The following is a 24,078-nucleotide window of genomic DNA, read 5'->3' on the forward strand; positions in this document are numbered from 1 at the left end:
TTTAATGAACATAGAATTAATTATAGATTTTTTTCTTTCAAGAGAAAATTGGAAAGATTTTATCATACCATCTTTGGCTATTGCAATCCCTATTTTTATTACACTAATTATTACCCATTTAGATCGTAAAACAAATGCGAAAAATAGGTTAGATGATTTAGCCCAATACGAAAAAGATAAAATCAAAATGCTTTTGGAAGCGGAAAATCAAAAGAATACCATAATTAAAGCAAAAACCGAAACTTTTAAAGATTTAATTACAAAGTCAATTTTTAATATTGAAATACATTTGATTACGCTTGATGGATTGATAGATAAATCATCTTTTGAAAAATTGAAAAGCTTGTCCATAGCCGTTATGGTAAATGACTATATACAAGCTTTACTTAGATTTAATTTCAGCGAGATTGATAAAAACTTTGATCAAAAAACATCTCTTCAATTTTTGAATTCCATAAAACTTATCGATCGAATGTATGACGAGTTTGGCGAATGGATTAATTTCTACAGATCGAATTATATTCTAAATTCTCGAGAGTTTGATGTTGCATTGCACCATTTACTTTTTGAAATCGAAAGGCTGAGATATGATCAAGATTTTGATAAATTAATTTTTCAAAGTCTTGACGATTTTAAAATAAAGTACGACCAATATGTGGATAGCTATAATGGAGTTACCTCTTTGTCTTCTGCTAAGATGGTAAGTATTTTGAAGGAAAATTTTGTCACACAAGATTTCATCAAGCTAGGTGGAAAATATGCATACCTACATAACTTATTGTTAAATTTAGAAATATCGCTTTTGAAACTAGAAAGACTCTCAGAAAATTCAAGTATGATGCTAAATGCTATTAAGTCAGGAATGACAACCCATGTTAGCGTATTGATTAGGGTAAAACAATTTTTAGATAATGAATTACTATAATGGATGAATGGCCAGCAAATTAACTTTAAATGCATTCTACAAGTCTAAATAAATGGCTATTGATTATAGCTTTTTATAAATCAAAAATAAAGGGTATTTACCCTTTATTTTTGATCTATATTAAAAAATTACCGTATATTTGAGGGTAAATACTTTCAGAAATGAAAAATATAGATGTAGATAAGCTTCTTCAAGATATATTCAATGATGATGTATCCTTCGATTTGAAAGCACGTTTTGACGAGAAGATAGAAGAGTATGGGATAACAAAGACTAAAGCACTTAAGTTATTAAGTATAGATAAGGATGTATTTGAAGATATCATTAACGGTACAGCAAAACAACCAAATCTTATACATGTTGTGAAAATAGCTGAGTTTTTGGAAGTCAATGTGGACGACTTTATCCAGATGGTCCTTAAGAATCAGAATGCGGAAAATATCACCTCAATAGATCGTGCGCGTAAAGTAAGGTTTTTAATGAAAAACTTTGATGTAAAGGCGCTTACTAAAGAAGGTTTCTTTGAGAATATCGATGATGTCGATCTACTTGTAGAGCGAGTTTTAAATTATTTTGGTTATGATTCTATTCGGGCGTTCGAAGATGAACTGGTAACGCCTTTATATAGTAGGACTAAACGTAAGTTCTCAGATAAGATGAAAGACTTTTGGGTACGTTCTGCTTATCAAACATTCAAGCTGATTAACAATCCAAATGAATACGACCGTGAGCGGCTTAAGGACGTTATCGTTAATATGAAGCCATATTCGCAAGATGTTAAGAATGGTCTTTATACGGTATGTAGAGCTTTATACAATATTGGCGTTACTGTAATATTTCAGAATTATTTGACAACCACACATGTTAGAGGTGCTACCTTTATCATCAATAATAAACCATGTATTGTTTTGACAGATAATCAGAAAAAATATCCTACGATCTGGTTTACACTACTGCATGAATTGCATCATGTTTTATTCGATTATGATGCAATCAATACCAATAGTTACCATTTATCTGACGATGAGGATCTGTTTTTAATTGAGGAGAAAGCGAACGCTTTTGCTCGGGATTATTTTTTGCCCAAGGCGGATTTTGATTATATAAAGACCTACATAAAAAATGCTTACGTGGTCGAGCGATTTGCTAAGGACAAAGAAATCCATCCGTCGTTGGTGTATTCATTTTATAAATGGTATCAAAAGGAACTTTACGATAAAAATTATCATGCAGCCTTCAAAGAGTTCTATCCTGACTATAAGATTGCAGTATCTCGATTGAATCCGATTGCTTGGAATGAAGATAGTGTACGAGTTGTAAGTGAAAAAATAAAAGCTGTATTTGAAATCAATTAATAAACTATTTTATGGAGAATAATAATAAAAAGAAAGCACAACAGGACGAAGCTGTCAGTCAAGCAGATTTAGAGCGTCTGGAATTATTGCGGCGTGCACATGAGAAAAAAGGCAAGCAATTAACTATCGATGGTGAATCTGGAAGCTTGAGGGAAATCGACGAACTACGTGAGTTAGTTGGTAAACAACTGGAGAATCCCGAAGAAAAGTATAACATTTACTACAAAGGGATTCGGAAGCGATTAATGGATCATTTACCAAAAGGAGATGAAGCTAAGGAGATGCGTGATATTATTTATGATGAGAAAAATATCTTGAAGTTGCTACATTTGACTGGACATTAAGTTAAGAGAATTTAATAACTTAACAGACTTATGTCAAGAGAAAGAAAAGTTTATACCAAAGAGTTCAAACTGATGAGCGTTGAACTGAGCAACACGCGTAGCGACCTTAGCGCGCTGGCCAGGGAATTGGCTATTAGCCCAGCATTATTGTATAGGTGGCGAAAGGAACATTCTGTAAAACAAGGAAGTAGTTTCTCTGGGAATGGAAAAGTTATCTTGAGTGAGAGTGAACAGGAGTTAGCACGATTAAGAAAAGAACTTCGGGAGACACAGATGGAACGGGATATATTAAAGAAGGCTGTAAGCATCTTCTCCAAGAGCGACACCAAATATTCAGGTTCATAAGGGACAATAGGGAAATATTTTCAGTCGAGAAGATGTGTCAGGTGTTCAAGGTGAGCAGAGCGGGCTACTACAACTTTTTAAAGGGTATCCCTTCAAATAGAAGTATTGAAAACCAACAGATTACTATGGAAATCCAGGATGCATTTATAAGAAGTAAAAATACTTACGGCAGTCCGCGTATTACCAGAGAACTACACAAAAAGAATATTAAAATATCCAGAGTGAGGGTAGCCAAACTGATGAGAAAGGCCGGGTTAAGAAGTATTGTCAAGAAAAAATTTAAGGTGACCACAGACTCCACCCATAAGTTTTCGGTACCGGAGAATATATTGGACCGTGATTTTAAACCGGGAACACTTGGTGCAGTATGGGTATCAGACATCACTTACATCAAAACGCAGCAGGGATGGTTGTATCTGACAACTGTAATCGATCTGGGAGATCGAAAAGTAATTGGATGGACTTTAAGTGAGACTATGAATGCGGTAGATACGGTGATTTCTGCTTTTAAAATGGCACAAAAAGCAAGGCCAATCACCCAGAAACTAATATTCCATTCCGATCGTGGCGTACAGTATGCCTGTCATGAGTTCAGCTCTATGGTGGAAAAAAATCCACTCATCATAAGAAGCATGAGTAGAAAGGGAAATTGCTGGGATAATGCTGTCGCTGAAAGTTTTTTCAAGACACTGAAAGCGGAATGTATATATCAGCATAAATTCGCTCACAGGGAGCAAGCTGCGCTTATTGTCTTTGAATATATTGAGACTTGGTACAACCGAAAAAGGCAACATTCTGCCTTAGGGTACTTATCACCAGAGGAGTTTACTAGAAAAATAAATAAACAAAATATTGCAGCTTAACTAGGTGTCCATTTTATTGTTGCAATTCCAGTTTATGTTTGTACAGCTTTAAACCTTCGGCTTAGGATGTTACCCGTTATCTCCTGGTAGTGCTATTTTGTTTCTTCGCTTTTTAAGATATACGTATTAATTGTCTAGTTTTACGAATATCCCAGATATTATAATCTACTCCGTTCTTCACTACTATTTGTTTTGCCTTCTCGAGTTTTCAGATTTTTGTTTCCAAATTTATATGAAAAGCTTAATTGAAAAATTCTTCCTTCGTAGATATTTCGAGTTTTTTGATCAATATTCAAAATCTTTACGGTTGTAAGCCGATCATTTGATTTAAATAGATCCGTAATACTAAATTTAAGATCCATGTTTTTACTCAGCTTTTTGCTAGCACCTATATTTATTAGCCAGTACGGGTCAATTTTATATAAACCAAAAGCGCTTGCTGCAGCATAGTTGAAAGAAATATAACTACTTATTCCTTTTGGTAATTTAAAAGATTGCTCGGTGAAAAATTGAATAAGAGTGCCTCTATTATCACCAAACGTTGACATATAGTTTCTGTAAGAAATATTAAATACATTATACATCTCCCACCATTTATTTATATTTAATGGAACTGTAGAATTGAAGCTGAATGCTCTATATTTTGCTAGGTTTTCATATTTCTCAATAGCAATTCCTGTAGTCTCATCCTGCTCGATTATCTTTTGAAATTCATTTTTAGAATCTAAATAACCTAAGAAGAGCATAATTCGTCCTTTTAGTAAGTAAATGAAATCAATCGTTGTAGCAGTACTCGGTTTTAAATAGGGGTTTCCGCTTGAATAGTCGTATTGGTCTATATAAAAAAGAAAAGGATTTAAATCTTTATAATTTGGTCTTGTTATCCTCCTTCCAATCGAAAATTTAATTAAATCTTTATTACGTCTTATTTTCTTTGTGATGCTTAAATTCGGAAACAGCATGCCATAATTATTCTTAAAAACATCATTTATTGAGGCTATGAGTTTTCCTTCTGAATACGTGTGTTCATACCGCAACCCTAATTCGGCAGAAAGAGTTGTGTCTATTGATTTAGAAAAGCTGGAATATAAGGCAATATTGGACTCGTTATATCTGAAATTACTTGTTTGATTCGCTATATTCGACCAGCTCCCATTTATGAGTGAGTCTTTTGCAAAATTATTTTTAGAAGTTATATTACTAAATTTACTCCCAAAATTAAGTTCTCCACCTAAAATATTCTGATCCATATTCACCTGAAATGTTTTTATCTCGATTTTTGTAGGATTTAGAATATTAAAGTACGAATGCCCTATTTGCTCATTTCTATCCAAAGTGGAATAACCAGTTTTCTGATCATTTTTATATAAGATATAACTTCCTAATATATTTAGGCCTCCACGTTTTCTCTTTTTATTATAATCAATATTAAAGGAGGTTGTAGTATATGTCTTATCTTCAATTATCGACCTTTCAAGGGTATCGGGCTGCTGTTTTTCTTTCTTGATGAGCGTTGTTATACCATCGAAGTTAAGGTTGTTTTTAAATTTGTTCAGGCCAATACTTAATCCCAAAGTACTATTGGAATCTATTTCGTACGTTGTGTTAAGAAGAGTGTTTAACCCCTTTGACGTTGAAACTATTTCCATGTCTTGATTGAGGGACTGATCATACGGTAAAATTCTATTATTAACATACGATTGACCACTTTTATTGTAAGGCGTATTGATTATGAATGTAGCTTTTAGTTTATTTTTGTTAAAATCTAAATTTAGACCTGGCGTAGTTTTAAAATAATCACCCTGCTGCAGTACCCAGTTAAAATTACCCACAAGACCTTCCGCTAAACTCTTCTTTCTAATAATATTGATAATTCCACCATATCCATCTGCATCATATTTTGCAGGTGGGTTAGATATTATTTCAATTTTTTCAATACTATTCGAGGGCATACTCTGAATTAGGTTTAATGCTTGTTGCGTATCAGTGGCAATTTTTTTTCCATCAACAAGTAACAAAACACCTGTTCTTGCCATCATCGAAATACTTGATCCATCGATCATCACCCCTGGAACCCGCCGTAGTAAATCAGATGCATTCAATGAGTTTAATTCAGCAGATTTTGAAATATTCATGATAATTTTTCCATTTAATAGTTCAATGTCTTTTTTTTCAAAGAAGACATTTACTGTATCAATACTCAAAGAATTTGGATCGAGTATTATTTTGTCAAGCGTCAATGTGTCGGAGAATTGATTGTTAATCTCAATTCTTTTAGTATGATATAATAAATGAGAAAATTCAATTTTTATCTTATTTGATTGAATGCGTCTTAGAGAATCGATTGATAGTTTAAAGATGCCATTTTGATTTGATTCGGTACTACTTATCGCCGATAGGCCACTGTCTAGCATCAATTTTATAGTTACATTTTCAATACCTTTAAAGTGTGAGGAGTCTGATAACGCACCTACTTTTCCAACAATCACTTTGCTGCCGTTTGATTTTTGTCCAAACAAAAGATTTGCAAACAATAGAAAGCAAAAACAGGAAATTATATTTTTCACCTTATACATAGTCTTTATTACAAGTTACTGTCCCCAGATTTTCTTTATCATGGTTGAACTTACTTTAATTTTTTTGAGAAAGTTCACACTGGTATGGGACACCCATTCATACTCGTTTATCTTTACAAAACTGTTTGAATCTATTACATATATCCATCCGCCGACATCCGTATTTAAATGGGAGTCATCTAGTTCAAGTGATAACTCTTTATCATCCAGATGTAGGTTCCAGGAACTAATAATATTTTCTTTTTCAACAGTGAGACAAAATGGAAGCGCAAATTCAAGTTTATGGGAAGCATAGAGTAAAGGAGATGGAATTAGAATATCTAGATCTCTTGGAGATCCATGATATAAAATTGAGTGTTGTCTCATAATTTATCTATAAGATCCGATCAGGTGGTCGGCAAGATTTTGATTAGTAAATACTAACTCAGCCTTCAGATTTTTTTTAAAATGATCTAGGTTAACTAGCTTATCGGAGAATCGTATTTCCAAGCAATTTGAACGCTTATTGCGATTAACTAATTCAACATTATGCAACTCTATTTTTCGTTTATCAAGATATAGATTTACCAAAGGTATTTCATCGCATTTTAAAATTTCCTTTGTCTTATTAAGATTGCTGTTTCCTAGATTTAACACCATAGAGTAAGATCCATTAATATGCAGAAACGATTCGATCTTGCCTTCAATTGCTGAGGGAAGTTTTACCGTGAAAATTATAACTAGGATGAGTACAATAATAGCAAACAAAGCCAGTATTGAATTAATGAATAATTTAGGAGGGATGCTCCCAATCTGTTTTTCTAGCATAAAATGATATTTAATGTTAGTATTCATCTAATTGGAGCTGGTTTTTGACCAGATTGAAATATCTTCCATTTACGTTTACTAATTCTGAGTGTGTGCCACTTTCAATTATTCTACCCTTATCAAACACCAGTATTTGATCAGCATTTTTAACAGTACTCAATCGATGCGCTACAATAATCAGCGTTTGGTTTTCGGACATACTATTAATGTTATTAATGACAATATTTTCGTTCTCGGCATCTAATGAATTTGTCGCTTCATCAAAAAATAGAAAATTTGGTTTTTTATAAACAGCCCTAGCGATCAGGATTCGTTGCTTCTGCCCCTGACTCAAATTGATACCGTCTATTCCAATTTTAGTATCTAAACCTACAGGGAGCCTTTGTATGAAAGAACCCGCATTTGCTACCCGGAGGGCGTAGGTTAGTCTTGTTCTGTCAATATCTTCTTCCGTCAAGCAGATATTATATAGAACTGAATTTGGAAATATAAATCCATCTTGCAGAACTACACCACATTTTGATCTCCAGTTCTCTAAGTTATTTCCGGTTAGTATTGTGTTCCCTATAGAAATCATTCCATCTTCTACGTCATAGAGTCCGGATAATATTTTAACTAGTGTCGTTTTACCACTGCCACTTTCACCAACAATAGCTGTTACTTTGTTATGCGGGATATCAAAACTCAAATCTTCTAATATTAAATTATCCTTTTGATAGGCAAAGCTTAAATTACGAACGATAATATCTGAATTTTCTATATTTGTGCGGTCAAAATTTTGACACCCCATGGTCGTATTTTTGGCGCCGACAGAAGCTTGAACCGTCTCCAGTCTGGCAATTGCAAGTTTCGAATATTCATAAGAAATAAAAAATGATATAATTTGAGAAATTGGTGCATTTAACTGGCTTGTTATAAATAAAATAGAGGTCATAATGCCTAAGGTAAGGTTGCCGGAAATAATATTTAAAGCACAAAAGTATATTATCAGTATTGTTCTTAAGTAGGAAAAAAAATCAGAGCCTCCTTTTAAGTATTGATTTAAAGTAAGATTGTTTTTATTTAAGAAAAACAGCTTAGTTTGAATATTCAACCATTCCTTATTTTTGAGATTTTCTATACCATATTGTTTTATATCATTCATTCCTCTGATGATCTCCATGAGTTTATTTTGATCTTGCGAGAGATAATTGAACCTTAAATTTTCATAAACTTTTAGTTTTGATTTGAAGAATAAAAACCAGGTTAATTCACAAATGGTGGTTATAAAAAAAATAGCGAAGATTGTCTTATTATATTGAAATATTAATATAGTCAAAACAACAACATTCAGAAGGGCAAGTATGAATTTTAAGAGTCCTTCATTTATTAGATTCTCCACCTTTTGATAATCTCTGATGCGCTGAATTAGGTCACCAGCAATTCTGTTGTCAAAGAATTTTGCTGGCAACAGCATGATCCTAGCCAAAAAATCTGAAATTATTTCAATATTCACCCTGCTGCTCACTTGAATTGTAATCCATGACCTAACAAATGAAGTTATTGAGGTGGCTATGTAAAGAACAAAAAGACTGATTAATAGCTGATTTATTAGCTGTAGATTTTTGGTTATTATTCCATTGTCAATCGTCAATTGTAAAATAAATGGGAATGTGATCTGAAGAAGACTCGATATGATAAAACTTAGAAAGATAAGGCCAATATATTTACCATATTTTTTAGTATACTGCCTGATGAAGTTGAATACCTTGAGTTTTTTCGAAGTGTTAAGATTCTGATCTGTTTGGAAAAACAATTCAGTTGGGCTCAGTAGAATTGCGGTACCATAATTTTCTATTTTTGAATACCAGATATTTATAAAATCATTTTTTTTATAGTATAAAATTCCGCAGCTTGGATCCGCTATTTGTACTCTGTCATTTTCTATTTTTATTACAATTACATAGTGATTATTATTGACATGGCATATTGCAGGAAGGCATTTTGATTTATATAGCTGGTCGTAATCCAATTTTACACATTTAGATTCAAAACCGATAAGATCGCCTAACCTCATAAGATCATATGCAGATATACCTATCCGGTTAAGCATACTCTTTTCCCGGAGATAGCTGGAAGGGATTTTATTCCCATAATATATAGATAACATGCTTAAACAACTTGGCCCGCAATCTATAGAGTCTAATTGGCGAACAAATGGGAATTTCATAAATTACCTTAATTTTTGTTTAAATGATTCCAGATATTTACCTTCGAGTTCATTCTCGTGTGTATATTCTTGACTTACAAATTCCATTATCTCATCAAATTTCATAGGTTCTATCTCCATGGAGTCGACTAAATGTTTTGGAATACTTTTTAAAAGCTGGTTTTGAATATGTGTAATCAATTTTATTAGATCATGGCAGTAAACTGACGGATTATCAAAACCATTTTCTATACTGAATCTATGAGGTAGATATCCACCACCACATATATCTCTAATTGGGCAAACAGCGCATTTTGCGCACAGCATCGTATGACTTAAATGATACAAATTCGCTAATTCTGTATCGATGGCCTGATCAAAGGTATGGCTCGATACATTGGCGCCACATTTGGTGAAACCGTCCCCACATACTTTGAGAGCATCTACGGCTTCAATCCCGCCGTCAGTCTCAATGACTAGTACCTGGTTGTTTAGATCGCCGATAGAATCTGATGAAACAATTCCACCTAATAACATGTGTATGATTTGATCAAAAAATCGGATTTTTTTAATTCTATTTGTAGAACTGTCGTAAAACCATTTGTCAAACAGGGCTATGAGCCAATCTCCATAGGAGGTTTGAGAAAAATTTTCTTTGCCTGATGGAAATTTTTCATAGGTTGTTTCTGGCAGGAGAAAATCGGCTGATTCGATGCCGAGAGCTTTAAAATGTTCATATACACCAATAGGTGAATTTTGGACATCAATTACACAGAGTATGCCTGGTTTATTTTTTACAAATTTTGAATTTTGTAGTGTTTTTAATCCTTTTATAATGTGGTTGTAGGATCCCTTTCCAGCATGGTCTATCCTATGCCTATCATTTGATTCTTGGGTGCCATCCAAGCTTACGCCGACATTTATTCCCAATTCAGATAAAGTTTGGCACCAGGATTCGTTTATGAGTGTGCCATTTGTTTGTAGGACTGTTTTTACCTCAATGGAGGATAAAGTCTTCCTAACAGCACTCATGAAGTTTTTGAAAAACTTTTCTCCGGCAAGGAGAGGTTCCCCTCCATGTAAGACAATCGTAAACTTTTTAACGTCATGGGTCTGACAGTGAACCAATATTTGGTTCATCAATTCTTGTACGGTATCCATTGACATTCGTTTAGGTTGAAAATGATAGGTCTCATCTCCCATGTTATACATATAACAATAGGTGCAATTAAGATTACAGCGACTTGCTATCTTAACTACTACAGTATTACATTTTAACATCATATTGCTTAGGTTTAACATTAAAACTTTCAAGTTCAGAACTATGGTCATCTATGGCAGAAAATTCATTCTGTTCAATTAATTGCAATGCCTTTTCATATGAAAGTGCACTGATTGTTAACGATTCAAGTAATCTGCCGGGGATTTTGCCAATAAGAAAGGTTTGGATATGGGTAATTAGCTTTAACAGGTCATGACAGAAAATAGTTGGATTATTGAACCCGTTTTCACTAAAATACCGATGAGGTAAATACCCTCCACCACAAATATCTTTCACCGGACAGCATTGACATCTTTTACAAAGCTTCTGGTGGCTCATAAGATAGAGGTTCGCCAGTTTGGTTTTTAACGCACCGTCTATTGAATCCCTTCTTATATTCTTTCCGGTTTTTGTAAATTCATCACCACAAATTTTGAGTGCATCCACTGCTTCAATCCCACCGTCTGTCTCTATAACAAGAAGTTCATTATAATATTCTCCAAGAAAGTCTACTGGAAATTCGGATCCTAATATAGAAGATATGATTCCGTCAAAGAGACGTATATTAATTCGCTCATTGGGAGCTTCCTTTATCCAATAATTGAATAGTTTTATCAACCAATCTCCATAAGTTGTATTAATTGTTTGATGCTCATTTATCAAAGATGGCTTTATTCCAAAGCTATCATAAGTATAATATGGTAGAAGAAAATCTAATTTCTTTACACCTAAGCTTTTCATATGGGAATAGCATTCTATGGGATCTACATTTATGTTGATAACACTCAGAATCTCAACCTGTTTATTAAATGTGCTGAATTTTTTTAAGTTTTCGATTCCTGTTACTACTTTGTCATATGAACCATGCCCAGCATGATCTACTCTATGTTTGTCATTTTCAACCTTATTACCATCTATGCTAATACCTATATGTACATTCAGGTCGCTTAATAACTTACACCAGTCATCCGTTAAGAGGGTTCCGTTAGTCTGGATGGAGAAATATAATTTTATCTGTTCATTTTTGAATTTCTGGAGGCATTTCTTTACAAATCCCCGAATAAAAGCTTTTCCAGCCAATAATGGCTCTCCTCCATGGAAACCAAATATGAATTCTTTTATTTGATGTTTTCTGCAATGGGCCAGAACATTCTCAATTAATGCACCAACTGTATCGCTTGACATTACCTTTGGTTGTTTTTTGTAACTCAGATCCCCCATGTTATACATATAGCAATAAGTGCAATTCAGATTGCATCTGCTCGCAATTTTAATAATTAAGGATTTACATTGCTGTTTGTTCATTTCGAGATAGTTATTAATATATATAAACTGATATTGATCGTTACGGAGTCCTTGTAATAAAGCAGGTTATATTAATAGTTACGAAAAAGAGAAAAACGCCCTTTAGATCACATATTTTAGGGATTAGCTGGAACGAACGATTTAGTAGAATTTAATTAGCAAGACCTCTTCTGAAAAGAGGTCTTGCAAAATCATTAGGCTTTACTCCAGGTAGCGTCTCCATGAACTTTCGCCCAGGGATCAACCACAGGATCTCCGTCAGAAGCACCACCATAAATCTTCTCAACAGCAGATTTAACTAGTTCACTATCAATTTCATTGATAGCCGCACGAAGTTGTTGAACTTCTTCCATGTTAATTCTAAACTTTTTTTTCATAACAAATTTATTTGATTTTATTCTCTACTCTTTTAAGGTTTTTCGAGAATCCACCTATAAGCTTATAATTAATTGAAACTAATCATTTTAGTTCCGACCTTATTTGATAGCTTTTTGTTATATTAAATTGGTTATAAGTACAAAGATTATTATATCTTGGTTATTGCTTTCGGTGATAATTATTTATTGAAAATCGTGTTACTTTTTATTAAATTTACGATAATATTTTTATTAAAATATTCTTTAGGGTTAATTCTACACTTTTGTGTAGTGTATTTTATGATTTATTGAGTTTTTTTGAAATTTTTAAGTTGCATGTATTGTTGATTTCTTAAAGTTTCTTTAAGATAAATATTTGTGTGTGGCGAATTTTTCAGCAGGTGTAATTTTCTGAATAATGATTGTTTGTATTTATAATGTTGTTTACTTTTTGATTATTAATTGTTTATTGTTTTTTAATATAAGTGAGATAAATAAAATAAACGCTAATGGTATTTTTAAAGCAATTTTAAATGAATAAAATTTATAGAATTGTTGTTCTTTTGTGTTGAAAATTAAAGTTTTTAAGATATATAAAATAAATCATTGGGAAATATTTTAGGGTGTGCTTGCGGGCTGATTTTGTATTCTTCGTCTTGGTTTTTACTTCTATATCAATACGGTAAGTGAATTTTGGAATAAAACTTTTCGGTACCTCCGGAATACCGCTTAGATACCGCTTCTTTTCCTTAGCTAACCCTACTTACCCGCTTACTTTTGCTATACACTTTAAAGAAAAGAAAATGGCAAATCAGCTTTTAATTAAAAACACGATGCAGGAGATGAGGGCTCTTTCCGCGGAGGAAATTGCAGGACTACAAGGAACCACACCAATCTATTCTGGCGTAAAGTTACTCGGCTATTACAAAAAAGGCGATACTCCAGCACCTATTATTTACTACCTCGCTCCAAGCGATCCAAGCGCAGACGATGGCGGCAGCGTAATTGCAACTGGAGGAATTAAATTGATCCATAATTTCGTTGGTAATGTGAATGTCCTATATTTTGGTGCCAAAGGTGTTGAAGCAGGTGGGCAACCCCCACATCCTGATGATTATCTGTATATACAAAATGTCTTAAACTATTGTGCGGGCAAAGGGAAATGTATCAGTCTTCCAGGGAAAAAGTTTTATACATCACAGACGCTAAACATACCACATAATAGCATAGGCGGTGGGGTCGTCAGTGAGCAGGGCAGCAATTCCTATATTAAGTCTTGTATCGAATTGATGGCAACCTCCGCCAATTTATATACCATTAGGAATTATTCACAGGGAACGACATTTAAAGATGTGGCTATTAGAGGTAGATCGGTTAGTGTCGCAAATTCTGTGGCCATACTGTTCAAAAGGGTTGATGAATACCCCAATTCCGGCGATCCATGGAAAGATGATCTAGAAAATAACATTGATGCGGTGATCGAGGGTTGTGACTTTGGCAATGCAGAGACCCATCTTGAATTTTGGGGACGTCAGGTAACCGTAAAGCACAATACGTTTAGTGGTGGTCATAATGCCATGGTATTTAAACAATTCAATACCTTGGGTAAATATGGTGGCAGTGCCAGAGGTTATCGCATATGGAACAATTTCTTCCACTCATTTGATAGTGGCAATGCCAATCGGGACAATTTTGCATTGATCAATAATAAGACAACTGACGGCTATGGATTTGATATCATTGGCAATTTTAGCGATAGCTTTAACACATTCTTTATGGGTAATCTTGTCAATAGTCTTGTCGCCAGTAATATTGATTACACACTCTTAGGTTATTTTGTTAAAGGAGGTCATATTATTAATAGCAACATTACATCGAATAATGTCGATCATGCACAGCGGTATTCCGATACCGGAACCAACCCGCCTTATAATTCCAAAGGTGCTGTTCATGCGGATCGGATTGATAAAACAATTATTAGCAACAATAATTTCACGACCAGTTCCGGATCTTCCATCTTGTCCGAGGGAGTGACGAATTCCAAAATCCAGGGCAATATCTTTAATCGGTGGGGAGTAGCCACAGTGGCACCAGTTGCCTGTATCGTATTGGACTCAAGCACGAATACTCTCTCCAAAAGCTATGGTAATGAAATTGATGGAAACACGTTTTACAACTCACTGAAAGCAGGTGGCTATTTATTGGAATCAGGTACATTCGATACCAATAATTACTGGGGGAGTGGCAATCGTATTTGCTTGGATTCTCAAGCGACTTTGACAGCTCTGTTCAATACCCCAAATTTTAAATTGTCCCAATCGGTAAGCTTTAGGCGGAATTTAATCGTAGGAGAGAATATAGGTGATGCAAATCATGATACCTTCAGTATCTCTGGTTTATATAATATAACAAATGATACCATAGCAGCTAGTATTATTGGCCTTCCAATTGGAGTAGCCGGTACATTGAAAGTTGAGATGGCTAATCTTGTTGCGACACGTTATTACAAGCCGTATAGATCGACAGGTAACAATAATATCTATACTCAGAAAATTTCGCATAACATTGCTGGTGAATGGCAAACGATAATAACATCAAAAAATGTAGCGGATGTCAATACCGCTGGTATAATGAAACAGTCTGGAGCTGTGGCCGATATTATTTCCCAAAATGCGACAGACTTGACGACAGCTTTAACATTGGTCAATGAATTAAAACAACAGTTTAATTTAAAGCTGGCATCTAATCGGGTTAGTGGACAGCAGGCATAAAGTAATTGTTGACTGTATCTTTATGGAATGATTAATACGTAAAATTTAAAAATAATAAAAAACTCTCTTTTTGAGAGTTTTTTATTATTACCTTTGTGTTAGAGAGCAACACTATTGATCGGTATTTCAGTATGGTGAGAATTATAAAAACTACTTCTATTGATAGTTATATCAAAACTAATCCGAGAGAGAAGGAAGCTCTTGAAGCTTGGGTGTCTATTGTGAAATCACAGACTTGGAAAAAACCTCAGGATATTGTAGAATCCTTTGGGGCTAAAGCAGTGGATATTTTAGGAATGACTGGGCGAGCTGTCATTGATATCAGAGGTAATAATTTACGGATTATAATTAAATATCAATTTCACGAAAAGCTTAAAGATGGTATTATCTATATAAAATGGATTGGTACCCATGCAGAATATACAAAACTTTGTAAGCTGAATAAACAGTACACAGTAGAAATGTTTTAAATGAAAGTGATGAAAAAGAAAATGTTTAAAAATGAGGAGGATTACAACCTGGCAGTAGCCAAGTTGGAAGAAATCGGCGATCGCGCAGATTTCGGAGAAAATGAAGATCTCATGAAACAATTTGAACAGCTTTCAGATTGGATCGAAGCCTACGAAAATGATGTGACAGACATTCAGGTAGGTCATCCTATTGAGATCATTAAGCTTAAGATGAGTTATATGGGACTTAAGCAGAAAGATCTCCTGCCCTATATCGGGAGTAGTGGGATTGTTTCTGAAGTAATGAATAGAAAAAGAGCGCTATCAAAAAATATGATACGTGAGCTATCTGAGTTTTTGAATTTAGACCAAGATCTGCTCAATGTCAAATATGACCTAGTAATGTCTAGTCCAAAAGAGAAAAAACAAAGCTCATTGGCAGTATTAAGTACTTCGCTTTTTAAATTTATTAATTCTTCACAAACTGATTCCTTTAAAGAAAGAGTCTCCGAAAGAGGAACATTATTTGCTATAGGCTGTTAATATGAAAACGATAACTTTTTATTCGTATAAAGGTGGTGTAGGGCGTTCCTTGGCTTTGGCCAATATTGCCAATAGATTGGCAGAGTTTGGCAAGAAAGTCTGTATGCTTGATTTTGACCTAGAGGCTCCGGGATTGCATATCAAGTTTAGCGATAGTATAGGGAAAAAAGGGATAAAAAGAGGCTTGGTGGATTATATTCACAAGTTTACATCTGAGAACGTTGTTCCCGAAAATATTTCACATTATGTTACTAAAGTAAATTCATTTAATGATGGTGGAGGAAAGATCTCTCTGATTGCTGCTGGAGATACATCGCGTGAAGAATATTGGAAAAAACTATCCCATATAAACTGGACCAAGCTTTTTTACGAAAAAGATAGTTTGGGCGTGGATTTCTTTTATAATCTCAAGTTACAGATTGAAAAGCAACTGGCGCCAGATGTATTATTGATAGACTCTCGGACGGGGATTACAGATATCGCAGGTGTCACGATGTCGATTATGGCAGATGAGGTTGTCTTATTTGCAGCGAATAACATGGAAAATCTGGATGGGATAGGTCAAGTACTTTGTTCCTTAGCTATTCCCTCGAATTCATTACGAAATGAGATACCTAAAATAAATGTGGTGCTTTCTAGAATTCCCTATTTTACAAAAGCAAAAGACAAGCCAAGGGAAGCAAATGCAAAAAATGCTGCATTAAGGATCTTGAATGAAAAATTGGAACATAAAAAGAATAAGGATTACTCAATTGAAAAGATCTTTGTTGTTCATTCTGAACCAGAGCTAGAGATGCAGGAAGAAATTAGAATTCATCATAAAACTGGAGATGTTCTAAGTCAATCGATTACAAATACAGATTATTTAGAGCTTTTTGAAGAGCTCACTGTAGGTATAGTCGATGATAATGAGGGGGTTGTCTTAGATAGTATAAAAAAGGCGAGTTCATTAATGGAATCTGCGATGAAGACAGAAAGTTTAGAGGAAAGGGTTAAGTTATTAAAAGAAGCAATTAATCTAGCACCACATTTTGTTAATGCATATTTAAATTTGGGATTAGCATATTTTAGCACAGAACAATATAAAGAGGCATTAGATATACTTCTTAAAGCTGAGGAATTGAGTCCTCAATTTGAAGATTTTATAGAGTATTTTAAAGCGCATGCATTGTATAAGTTGGGGGAAATTGATCAGGCTCAAAATCTTTATGAAAAACAAATTAATAAAGGCATGAACCTGGGGGATTCATTTGCTATGCTTGGTGTTATTTCACTAAGGAAGAAGGAGTATAAAAAATCTGTAGAATATTATAAGAAAGCTATAAAAGAAGAGCCTGAAAATGCAGACATTTGGAATGGTTATGCGAATGTTTTACGTGTTTTAGGACTTTATGAGGAAAGTTTTGAATCAGTTTATCGTGCATTAGATCTCGACCCCCAACACCTAATGGCGACAACAACTTTGGCTGAATTAAATGCGGGAATAAAGAACTATCGCGAGTTTTATAAAAATATAGATTTAGCGTTTTCATTAGGATTAACTGCTAAGCTCTTTCAACAGATTATTGATGAAGATGAATTTTATGAGCAATTTATTGATGATGAAAAGCTTAAAAAAATTTTAGATAAGTATAATATTGATGTTGAGTGGGAGAGAAGATAGCAATGATAAAACAGTATTAAATTCTACTTCCTAGTTATTCAATGACTTATTGTTAAGGGTAAAACTTAGAAATGTGGAAAACTTCCATTACCTTTTGAGATGTTGATGATTTAAATTTTAGTATTTTTGTTTGTAACTGATGGGTTAATAATAAAATAATTAGTAGTATGAAAATGAGATATGGATAGATGTGGGAGATGATATAAAGAAAAAAGAGCTAAGTCTCTCACCTCTTAACTCTTTAATTTTTGTATCATTCATGCCTAGAAAGGTTGAATGAAGTGTATGTTTTTTTATTTGAACGCAAAATAAAGCTTTTTGTTTTGCATAATCAAAATTTTTTACGGGAAACCGTATTTATACCTTCTCTTTTCTAGACATGACCGGGGTAAACGCTGACCGGTTCCTGTAGGACAAATCACGCAATTTCTTGGAGTAATTCAGCCCGAAGCTCATCGCTTTGATTATCTATATGTGCTATTTGCTACAACTGATAGTCAATACGATCTGCTGCTGGCAATGTTTAAAATTTTCAAAGCTAAAAAGTTATGGCTGGAAATGGCAAATCGGGTGACAACAGACGCCACGGTTACGTCGGTGGGCGTACGCAATCTCAGAATCCTACAACGGGATTATGGACGAAGCGTGATACACAGACAGGACAATTTATGGATGTGAAAACATCTGGAGGAAAGTTTAAAGGAATTAGAAAGGAGAAGTAACTTATGAAAAAGTATTATATCAATAACAATATACAGGCAAATGGAGATTATGAAGTTCATGTTCTCGGTTGTACGTTTTTCCCTATTCAGAATTATACTTGTTTAGGAGAATTTTGGGGGTGTCAGTCTGCAATAGCTGAAGCAAAAAGACAATTCCCTTTTAGGAAAATAAATGGTTGCTATTATTGTAGTAGAGAGTGTCATACGAGTTAATAATCAGATAGAAAGATTGGTCGGGATAATTTTCGAAACATCCCGACCATTAATTAAGAAAAAATGGATAATACATATATTATAGCCTCTAAATATGAGCGCTTTATAATGATGGTTTTTAATTGCGATCGGAATAAAAATGGAGCTCATTTGTGCAATATGCAGAACGTTATGTTTATGGAGCAAGGACAAACGTACTCAAAGCATCTAGGTTCTTTGGACAAGCAGTTTGGTACAGTTCAGGGTTATATAGAGAAAGCTTTATTGCATTTGATAAAGAAATCAAAAAAAGAAGATAACATTATACGATTTCAAGAACTGCTAATAAAATTGCAAGATGCTAAGAATACAAATGAACTAATGAAGATTATAAATTTGGCTATGGATGACTTAAAGCCAAAAGAAGATTAGAAAGAAAAGGACCAGATTAGCCTTTGGATAAATGATATTTTGCTGATTGTTTTGGGTGAGGTTCCTAAATCGAGAATAAGCATTTTTTAGTTGAAATGTAGGATGAAAGATAAGCAGTATCAGTTAGAAAAACTCTGATAGATAAAAGAAATCCTTATGTTTTGCATCACTGTTATGAGTAAAGCGATTTTAATAATTTCGATGCACTATGAAAACTAACAAACGAGATTAGATTATTTGACAAACGTATAACCTTAATGGAATTTATATCCTCAGTATTTCACTACTTTATAGATGGACAAAAGAAATTTAGTCATAAATCTTTGATGATTTTAATCAGTATCTCGCTATTGGTTATTGTAGATAATACCCTAAATTTTACCCAACATTATAATAATAGTCGAAAGTTTGAACAAGTCGAGTTGATTAATAAAATTATGATCGATAGCACATTAACCCCAAATGAAAAGATGACTTTAAAAGCACAACGGATAGCAATATTAAATCATAAAAGTTGGCGAGATAAATTTTACGAGTTTTTGGTTTCTATAAATTTCAAAAAAGAACAAAAAATGAACGTTGGTAAGGATGAATCAGCGAAAGAAACAACTACGGTAGTAGATGAACGGAGTTATTGGATACATTTTGTGACATCGAGTTGGATAATTTTAGTTTTTATGTTACTCATCCCAATTGGAGCTCTCAGTAGTAAGGAAAATGGAATAATAAGTAATTTGGCCTTACTCTTATTTGTTGTCGAGCCAGTGTTTTATTTTATTGCATGGTTGTTCGCTAAAGTTTTTTCTTATATTCCAATTTTAGGAGGATATGCCGTATATAATTATATTGTAAATGTGGTTTTGCATCTAGGAGTTATTTCCTTGATTGGATTTGTGTTGAGTAAAGCAAATAAAAGAGTAAAAGATTGATGAGTAAAAAAGTGATGGCATTAGTCATCCGTAGCTAAAATATTGGAAATAAATTTCCTGGATGTTTGATTATCTATAATATGGAAGTAAAAAAAAAGCACCATTATGTTTGGAAGCAATATTTAAAAAGCTGGGCAAATGAAAAAAATCAAATTTACTTTTTTCGTAAAAACTCTAGTCAAATAAAGTCTACGAATTTGGATAATATAGCCCAAAAACGTTTTTTTTATGAAGTTGATTCATTTACGGAGAGCGAAGAATCAATTTTAAAATATTTAATCAATGAATGGAGCAATGATTACTCAAGAGAAAGCAATTTATCTCTACTAAAATTATTTTTGACATATTCAAAGACATGTCGGCAGTGGCAGAATCTTAGCTTTCGGGGAAAGGAAGAAAAATTGAATGTCGTAAAAAAGAATACATTAGAAGATTTGCATTCAATGTTTGAAAAATTTGGACACAAATTATTATCGATAAATAATCTGTCAGATCTATCAATTTTCGATAAAAAGGAGGAAAAAGTAAAAGCTCTGATTTATTTATGTATTCAATATACGAGGACTAATCAAATGCATTCAAAAGCTGTCGATAATCTTACCTTAGCTAAGCTGCTTCCTGAGAGTTCATTAAAACTTATTGCGGTTACATTTTCGATAACTCTAGCTTCAAATCTAGCATTAATTCATAAGTTAAAGATAACTCTTTTGAAGAATACCTCTAACATAGAATTTATTACTTCGGATCAGCCGATTATCAATACAAAAGCAAACCTCGGTAACCCAAGGATAGAAACAGAACTGTTAGAATTTTATTATCCATTAAATACAAAAGCCGCAATTCTAATTTCTACTTCTGAAGTCGACTCAATCGTCGAAAACGTTATTGCTGTAGAGAGCGAAATAAAAAAATATAATAATCTGTTATTAAAATCCTCCCCTGATTTTGTTTTTTCAAGGACTGAGGATTCGTTGAAGTTATATGAGGCTTCAGAACTCATTTAGTCAAAAATTATTTTAAATTTACGGTATGAACCAACTATCCCATTTACCACAACACAAACAAGACGAATTAGCTGAAATCGTTGGAATTATCTGTGAAATCACGAATCCGGCTAAGATCATTCTGTTTGGAAGTCACGCCAATGGTAAGTGGGTAGAGGATGAGTATGTCGATAAAGGAGCGACCTATACCTATATTAGCGATTACGATATTTTGGTGGCTCTATGTGACAAGGAAAAAGGTGAAGAAGTTGAGATTGCTAGTAAGATTGATAACCGTACAGGGAAGTTTAAAAACGAGGTTAGCGCGATTGTACATTCGATATCCTATATCAATAGCGGTTTAGAAAGGGGACAATACTTTTTTAGCGATATTGTCAAAGAAGGGATAACGCTCTATGATAGCGGAGAATATTCTTTTGTCGAAAGTAAGCCTTTGACTAATGAACAGCTAAAAGAACTTGCTATTGAAGATTTTAATAAATGGGTTAAAAGTGGCTCGAGGTTTTTGGAAATAACGCGAAACGCATTCGCGGATGCGATTGAACGTGAAGACCCATTAAATGAGGTGATGTTCATCTTAAACCAGACTGCAGAGAAATTTTATGGAGGGGTCTTATTAGTTTATACTGGATATAAACCCAAAACTCACCGTATTAAAGCTTATCGCAAATATGCTAAGCATATATCGGAAAATCTTTATCATGTCTTTAGATATCCACGCACGGACAGTGAAGAAAATAGATTGTTTAAAATATTAAACGATGCTTATATCGATGCCCGTTATAAGGACGATTATTATATCGATCCCGAGGATTTGAGAAAATTAATAAGTAAAGTTGATAAGCTAGAAAACGTAGTGGTTAGGCTTTGTGAAGAGCGTATCTCGCAACTTTAAAGATCTAGGACTTTCTGTCTCTTCTCAACGGCAAATGTTTGGGGATTTTGATCTTGAAATCAAATATTTCTGCGGGTTGAATTTCTAAAGCTTTACAGACTGCGATTAAGCCACTTACTGACATGTTGTTACTTCCGCGAACAATTCGATAAACTTGGCTATAACTAAATCCAGTACGATCTTGGATATCCTCAAGCGTAATTTCTTTTTCGTTGGAAATAGCCCAAAGTCTTTCTCTAATAATTTCTAAGTTTTCCTTGTCTATGTACTGTTCAGCCATAAACAAATAGACATTTAAAATAATAATTTTGTTATACCAAATTTGGAATAATAGTATTGTTTTTCTTATATTTGTATTGTCATTCATTGGTACCAGCGTGAGAAACTGAAAACCAAAATGAATGAAGAATATAAGCTTAAAAGAATACAGAAAATATTTAGATAGGGCCTCCCTTATTTATTTAAGGATATGGTCGCGTAGTTTCTCACGCTCAACCATTGAGCAAGGGAGGTTCCTTTTCTATTTATCATATATTAAGTGGACATTCTTTAAGGATCCATTGATTCTAAAAAAATGTCCGCCAGAATAGTTTTATGGGATGAGAATCATCCATATATTAGCATCCGATTTTTACTAGTGTGCGTAGCGACCATTATGTTATTGACCTTGTTATAGAAATTTTTCACCGCACTAGAGGTACAGATAATCTTATTTTTTATTCGGTGGTTCGAGCTTGTCTCGGACTCGGATATTGTTAGCAATCCAACAGTCTATTAGAAACTGCTTGAACCACCATTAATACCTTAAAAAATGATAAATTTTTATAGGGGTGGAAGGGTACTTTCTATTCTATCAAATCTAAATTACTTTAAATATATGCAGGCGACGACTCGCCTGATATTCTTGCTTGCAACTTTAGTTTCTATGTTTAGTTTATCAGCTCAGACGCCCCGCAAGGACAGCGGGGCCGATGGGCTTCTAATCAAACCGTTGAAAGTGGGAGATAGCATCCCAGAGTCTCTTTGGGATTTACCAATTGATATCGTTAATGCTCCATCAAAAACTAATTCATTTAGCCTTAATCAATTTCGGGACAAGAAGCTGATCATTATTGATTTTTGGGCAACTTGGTGCAGTCCCTGTATCAAGTCCATCCACAAACTGGACAGCTTACAGCCGATATTTAAAGATAATTTGGCGGTATTTGCCACAAGTTATGAAGAGCGAGATCGGATAAATACTTTCCTGAAAAAACAGGGAATTAAACTGTTCTCGGGTACAAAAACAGAATATCTGAAACAGTATTTTCCACATAAAATGATCCCGCATCAGGTATGGATCAAAAATGGTAAAATAATCGCTATTACCGCAGGCTCAGAAGCAACAGGTGAAAATATTCAAAGCGCAATCAAGGAAGACTCTTTTAAGCTTGCTACGAAAAATGATCGACTCGATTTCTCCACCAGCCGTTATCTGACACATTTTATCGATACCGCGAATGCCAGCAATTTCGCTGTTTCAACATTCAGTAGTGGGCAACATGGGCTTGGTAGCATCATCTCGCAGGTAATTTCACAAAACAAAATCTTCGTCAATTACATCAATGCTGATCCGATTTCCATGTTTTTACGGACACTGAAACAGCCCAATAACAAAACGGTCATCACGAATGGCAAGCTTTTGGAAATAGATAAACTTCCTGGTATGGAGGCTATGTACTGTTATCAGCTGATCAGCGGGGATACTTCCAGATCATACTGGCAGAGACAAATCTTAAACGATCTATCCCTTCAGTTTGATGTCAAAATTGAGCGCAAGTTAGTCGCCAAGGACTGTATCATTATTAGCAAATTAAAGGGAAGTAGCACTAAGGAGAGCATCACTAGCTCTGGCCATCCACAGGACTATCACGATTTTATTAAGCTGCTGAATTTTTCGGTACGATGGAAAATGGATCAGCCACTTTTTATCGACGAATCGGGTTTCAAAGGCAAAGTATCTATGCCTTATTATAAAGATCTGCAGCTGAATCTTGATAGGCTCATTCTGGCCCTTAGACCTTATGGTCTGACGGCTTCAAAAAAGAAAAGAACAATAGAAGTGCTAGTCCTTGCGGATAACAATACAGCTGAAAAGTAAGCCTAACATAAGA

Annotated in this window: 22 protein-coding genes; 15 read left to right on the top strand and 7 right to left on the bottom strand. The window is 34.1% G+C overall.

Annotated elements, in window-relative coordinates:
- Window positions 1–4: 4 nt before the first annotated feature.
- From AC07UV_RS18140 to AC07UV_RS18160, 5 genes are all read left to right on the top strand, one after another.
- Window positions 5–925 carry a hypothetical protein gene (locus AC07UV_RS18140; protein WP_495184750.1) on the top strand — a complete coding sequence of 307 codons (921 nt, stop codon included), beginning with the start codon at window positions 5–7 and terminating at the stop codon, window positions 923–925.
- 161 nt (window positions 926–1,086) lie between these two features.
- A complete protein-coding gene (locus tag AC07UV_RS18145; RefSeq protein ID WP_495184751.1) occupies window positions 1,087–2,280 on the top strand; it encodes an ImmA/IrrE family metallo-endopeptidase in 1,194 nt (397 codons plus the stop codon).
- Between the two features lie 11 nt (window positions 2,281–2,291).
- A complete protein-coding gene (locus AC07UV_RS18150) occupies window positions 2,292–2,624 on the top strand; it encodes a hypothetical protein (RefSeq protein WP_495184752.1) in 333 nt (110 codons plus the stop codon).
- Between the two features lie 30 nt (window positions 2,625–2,654).
- Window positions 2,655–2,969, top strand: coding sequence for a transposase (locus AC07UV_RS18155; RefSeq protein WP_495184753.1), 315 nt, complete (start codon window positions 2,655–2,657; stop codon window positions 2,967–2,969).
- The gene (locus AC07UV_RS18160; RefSeq protein ID WP_495184797.1) at window positions 2,966–3,832 is read left to right on the top strand and encodes an IS3 family transposase; all 867 of its coding nucleotides are present in this window, start codon (window positions 2,966–2,968) and stop codon (window positions 3,830–3,832) included. The genes AC07UV_RS18155 and AC07UV_RS18160 overlap by 4 nt, the downstream gene beginning before the upstream one ends.
- 158 nt (window positions 3,833–3,990) lie before the next feature.
- Here AC07UV_RS18160 and AC07UV_RS18165 read toward each other — a convergent pair whose 3' ends face one another.
- The 6 genes from AC07UV_RS18165 to AC07UV_RS18190 form a co-directional block, all read right to left on the bottom strand.
- Window positions 3,991–6,399: a TonB-dependent receptor domain-containing protein gene (locus AC07UV_RS18165; RefSeq protein WP_495184754.1), complete on the bottom strand. Its 2,409-nt coding sequence runs from the start codon at window positions 6,397–6,399 to the stop codon at window positions 3,991–3,993.
- Window positions 6,400–6,423: 24 nt separating this feature from the next.
- The gene (locus tag AC07UV_RS18170) at window positions 6,424–6,774 is read right to left on the bottom strand and encodes a hypothetical protein (protein WP_495184755.1); all 351 of its coding nucleotides are present in this window, start codon (window positions 6,772–6,774) and stop codon (window positions 6,424–6,426) included.
- Window positions 6,775–7,231: 457 nt separating this feature from the next.
- A complete protein-coding gene (locus AC07UV_RS18175; protein WP_495184756.1) occupies window positions 7,232–9,424 on the bottom strand; it encodes a peptidase domain-containing ABC transporter in 2,193 nt (730 codons plus the stop codon).
- Window positions 9,425–9,427: 3 nt separating this feature from the next.
- Window positions 9,428–10,735, bottom strand: a complete 1,308-nt coding sequence (locus AC07UV_RS18180) for a radical SAM protein (RefSeq protein WP_495184757.1) — start codon at window positions 10,733–10,735, stop codon at window positions 9,428–9,430.
- Complete coding sequence (locus tag AC07UV_RS18185; protein WP_495184758.1) at window positions 10,671–11,969, bottom strand: radical SAM protein; 1,299 nt, start codon at window positions 11,967–11,969, stop codon at window positions 10,671–10,673. The genes AC07UV_RS18180 and AC07UV_RS18185 overlap by 65 nt, the downstream gene beginning before the upstream one ends.
- Window positions 11,970–12,163: 194 nt before the next feature.
- Window positions 12,164–12,346 carry a hypothetical protein gene (locus AC07UV_RS18190; protein WP_495184759.1) on the bottom strand — a complete coding sequence of 61 codons (183 nt, stop codon included), beginning with the start codon at window positions 12,344–12,346 and terminating at the stop codon, window positions 12,164–12,166.
- A 782-nt stretch (window positions 12,347–13,128) separates the two neighbouring features.
- Here AC07UV_RS18190 and AC07UV_RS18195 point away from each other — a divergent pair.
- The 9 genes from AC07UV_RS18195 to AC07UV_RS18235 all read left to right on the top strand — a co-directional run bounded on the left by AC07UV_RS18195 (window position 13,129) and on the right by AC07UV_RS18235 (window position 21,925).
- Entirely contained in the window at window positions 13,129–15,096 is a 1,968-nt protein-coding gene (locus AC07UV_RS18195; RefSeq protein ID WP_495184760.1) for a hypothetical protein, read from the top strand.
- Between the two features lie 131 nt (window positions 15,097–15,227).
- Window positions 15,228–15,566, top strand: a complete 339-nt coding sequence (locus tag AC07UV_RS18200; RefSeq protein WP_495184761.1) for a type II toxin-antitoxin system HigB family toxin — start codon at window positions 15,228–15,230, stop codon at window positions 15,564–15,566.
- Window positions 15,567–15,575: 9 nt separating this feature from the next.
- Window positions 15,576–16,088, top strand: a complete 513-nt coding sequence (locus tag AC07UV_RS18205; RefSeq protein WP_495184762.1) for a helix-turn-helix domain-containing protein — start codon at window positions 15,576–15,578, stop codon at window positions 16,086–16,088.
- A 1-nt stretch (window position 16,089) separates the two neighbouring features.
- Window positions 16,090–17,751, top strand: a complete 1,662-nt coding sequence (locus AC07UV_RS18210; RefSeq protein ID WP_495184763.1) for a KGGVGR-motif variant AAA ATPase — start codon at window positions 16,090–16,092, stop codon at window positions 17,749–17,751.
- Between the two features lie 548 nt (window positions 17,752–18,299).
- Window positions 18,300–18,473: a hypothetical protein gene (locus tag AC07UV_RS18215; protein ID WP_312333961.1), complete on the top strand. Its 174-nt coding sequence runs from the start codon at window positions 18,300–18,302 to the stop codon at window positions 18,471–18,473.
- Window positions 18,474–18,749: 276 nt separating this feature from the next.
- Entirely contained in the window at window positions 18,750–19,097 is a 348-nt protein-coding gene (locus AC07UV_RS18220) for a hypothetical protein (RefSeq protein ID WP_495184764.1), read from the top strand.
- A 437-nt stretch (window positions 19,098–19,534) separates the two neighbouring features.
- The gene (locus tag AC07UV_RS18225) at window positions 19,535–20,026 is read left to right on the top strand and encodes a hypothetical protein (protein ID WP_495184765.1); all 492 of its coding nucleotides are present in this window, start codon (window positions 19,535–19,537) and stop codon (window positions 20,024–20,026) included.
- A gap of 80 nt (window positions 20,027–20,106) precedes the next feature.
- On the top strand, window positions 20,107–21,030 hold the full coding sequence (locus AC07UV_RS18230; protein WP_495184766.1) for a DUF4238 domain-containing protein: 924 nt from the start codon (window positions 20,107–20,109) through the stop codon (window positions 21,028–21,030).
- A 25-nt stretch (window positions 21,031–21,055) separates the two neighbouring features.
- Window positions 21,056–21,925: a HEPN domain-containing protein gene (locus tag AC07UV_RS18235; RefSeq protein WP_495184767.1), complete on the top strand. Its 870-nt coding sequence runs from the start codon at window positions 21,056–21,058 to the stop codon at window positions 21,923–21,925.
- A gap of 4 nt (window positions 21,926–21,929) precedes the next feature.
- Here AC07UV_RS18235 and AC07UV_RS18240 read toward each other — a convergent pair whose 3' ends face one another.
- Entirely contained in the window at window positions 21,930–22,292 is a 363-nt protein-coding gene (locus tag AC07UV_RS18240) for a helix-turn-helix domain-containing protein (RefSeq protein ID WP_495184768.1), read from the bottom strand.
- Between the two features lie 444 nt (window positions 22,293–22,736).
- Between AC07UV_RS18240 and AC07UV_RS18245 the strand changes: the two genes are divergently transcribed.
- Entirely contained in the window at window positions 22,737–24,065 is a 1,329-nt protein-coding gene (locus AC07UV_RS18245; protein WP_495184769.1) for a TlpA family protein disulfide reductase, read from the top strand.
- The last annotated feature ends 13 nt before the right edge of the window (window positions 24,066–24,078 follow it).

The organism is Sphingobacterium sp. GW821-FHT03E03 (genome assembly GCF_059420745.1).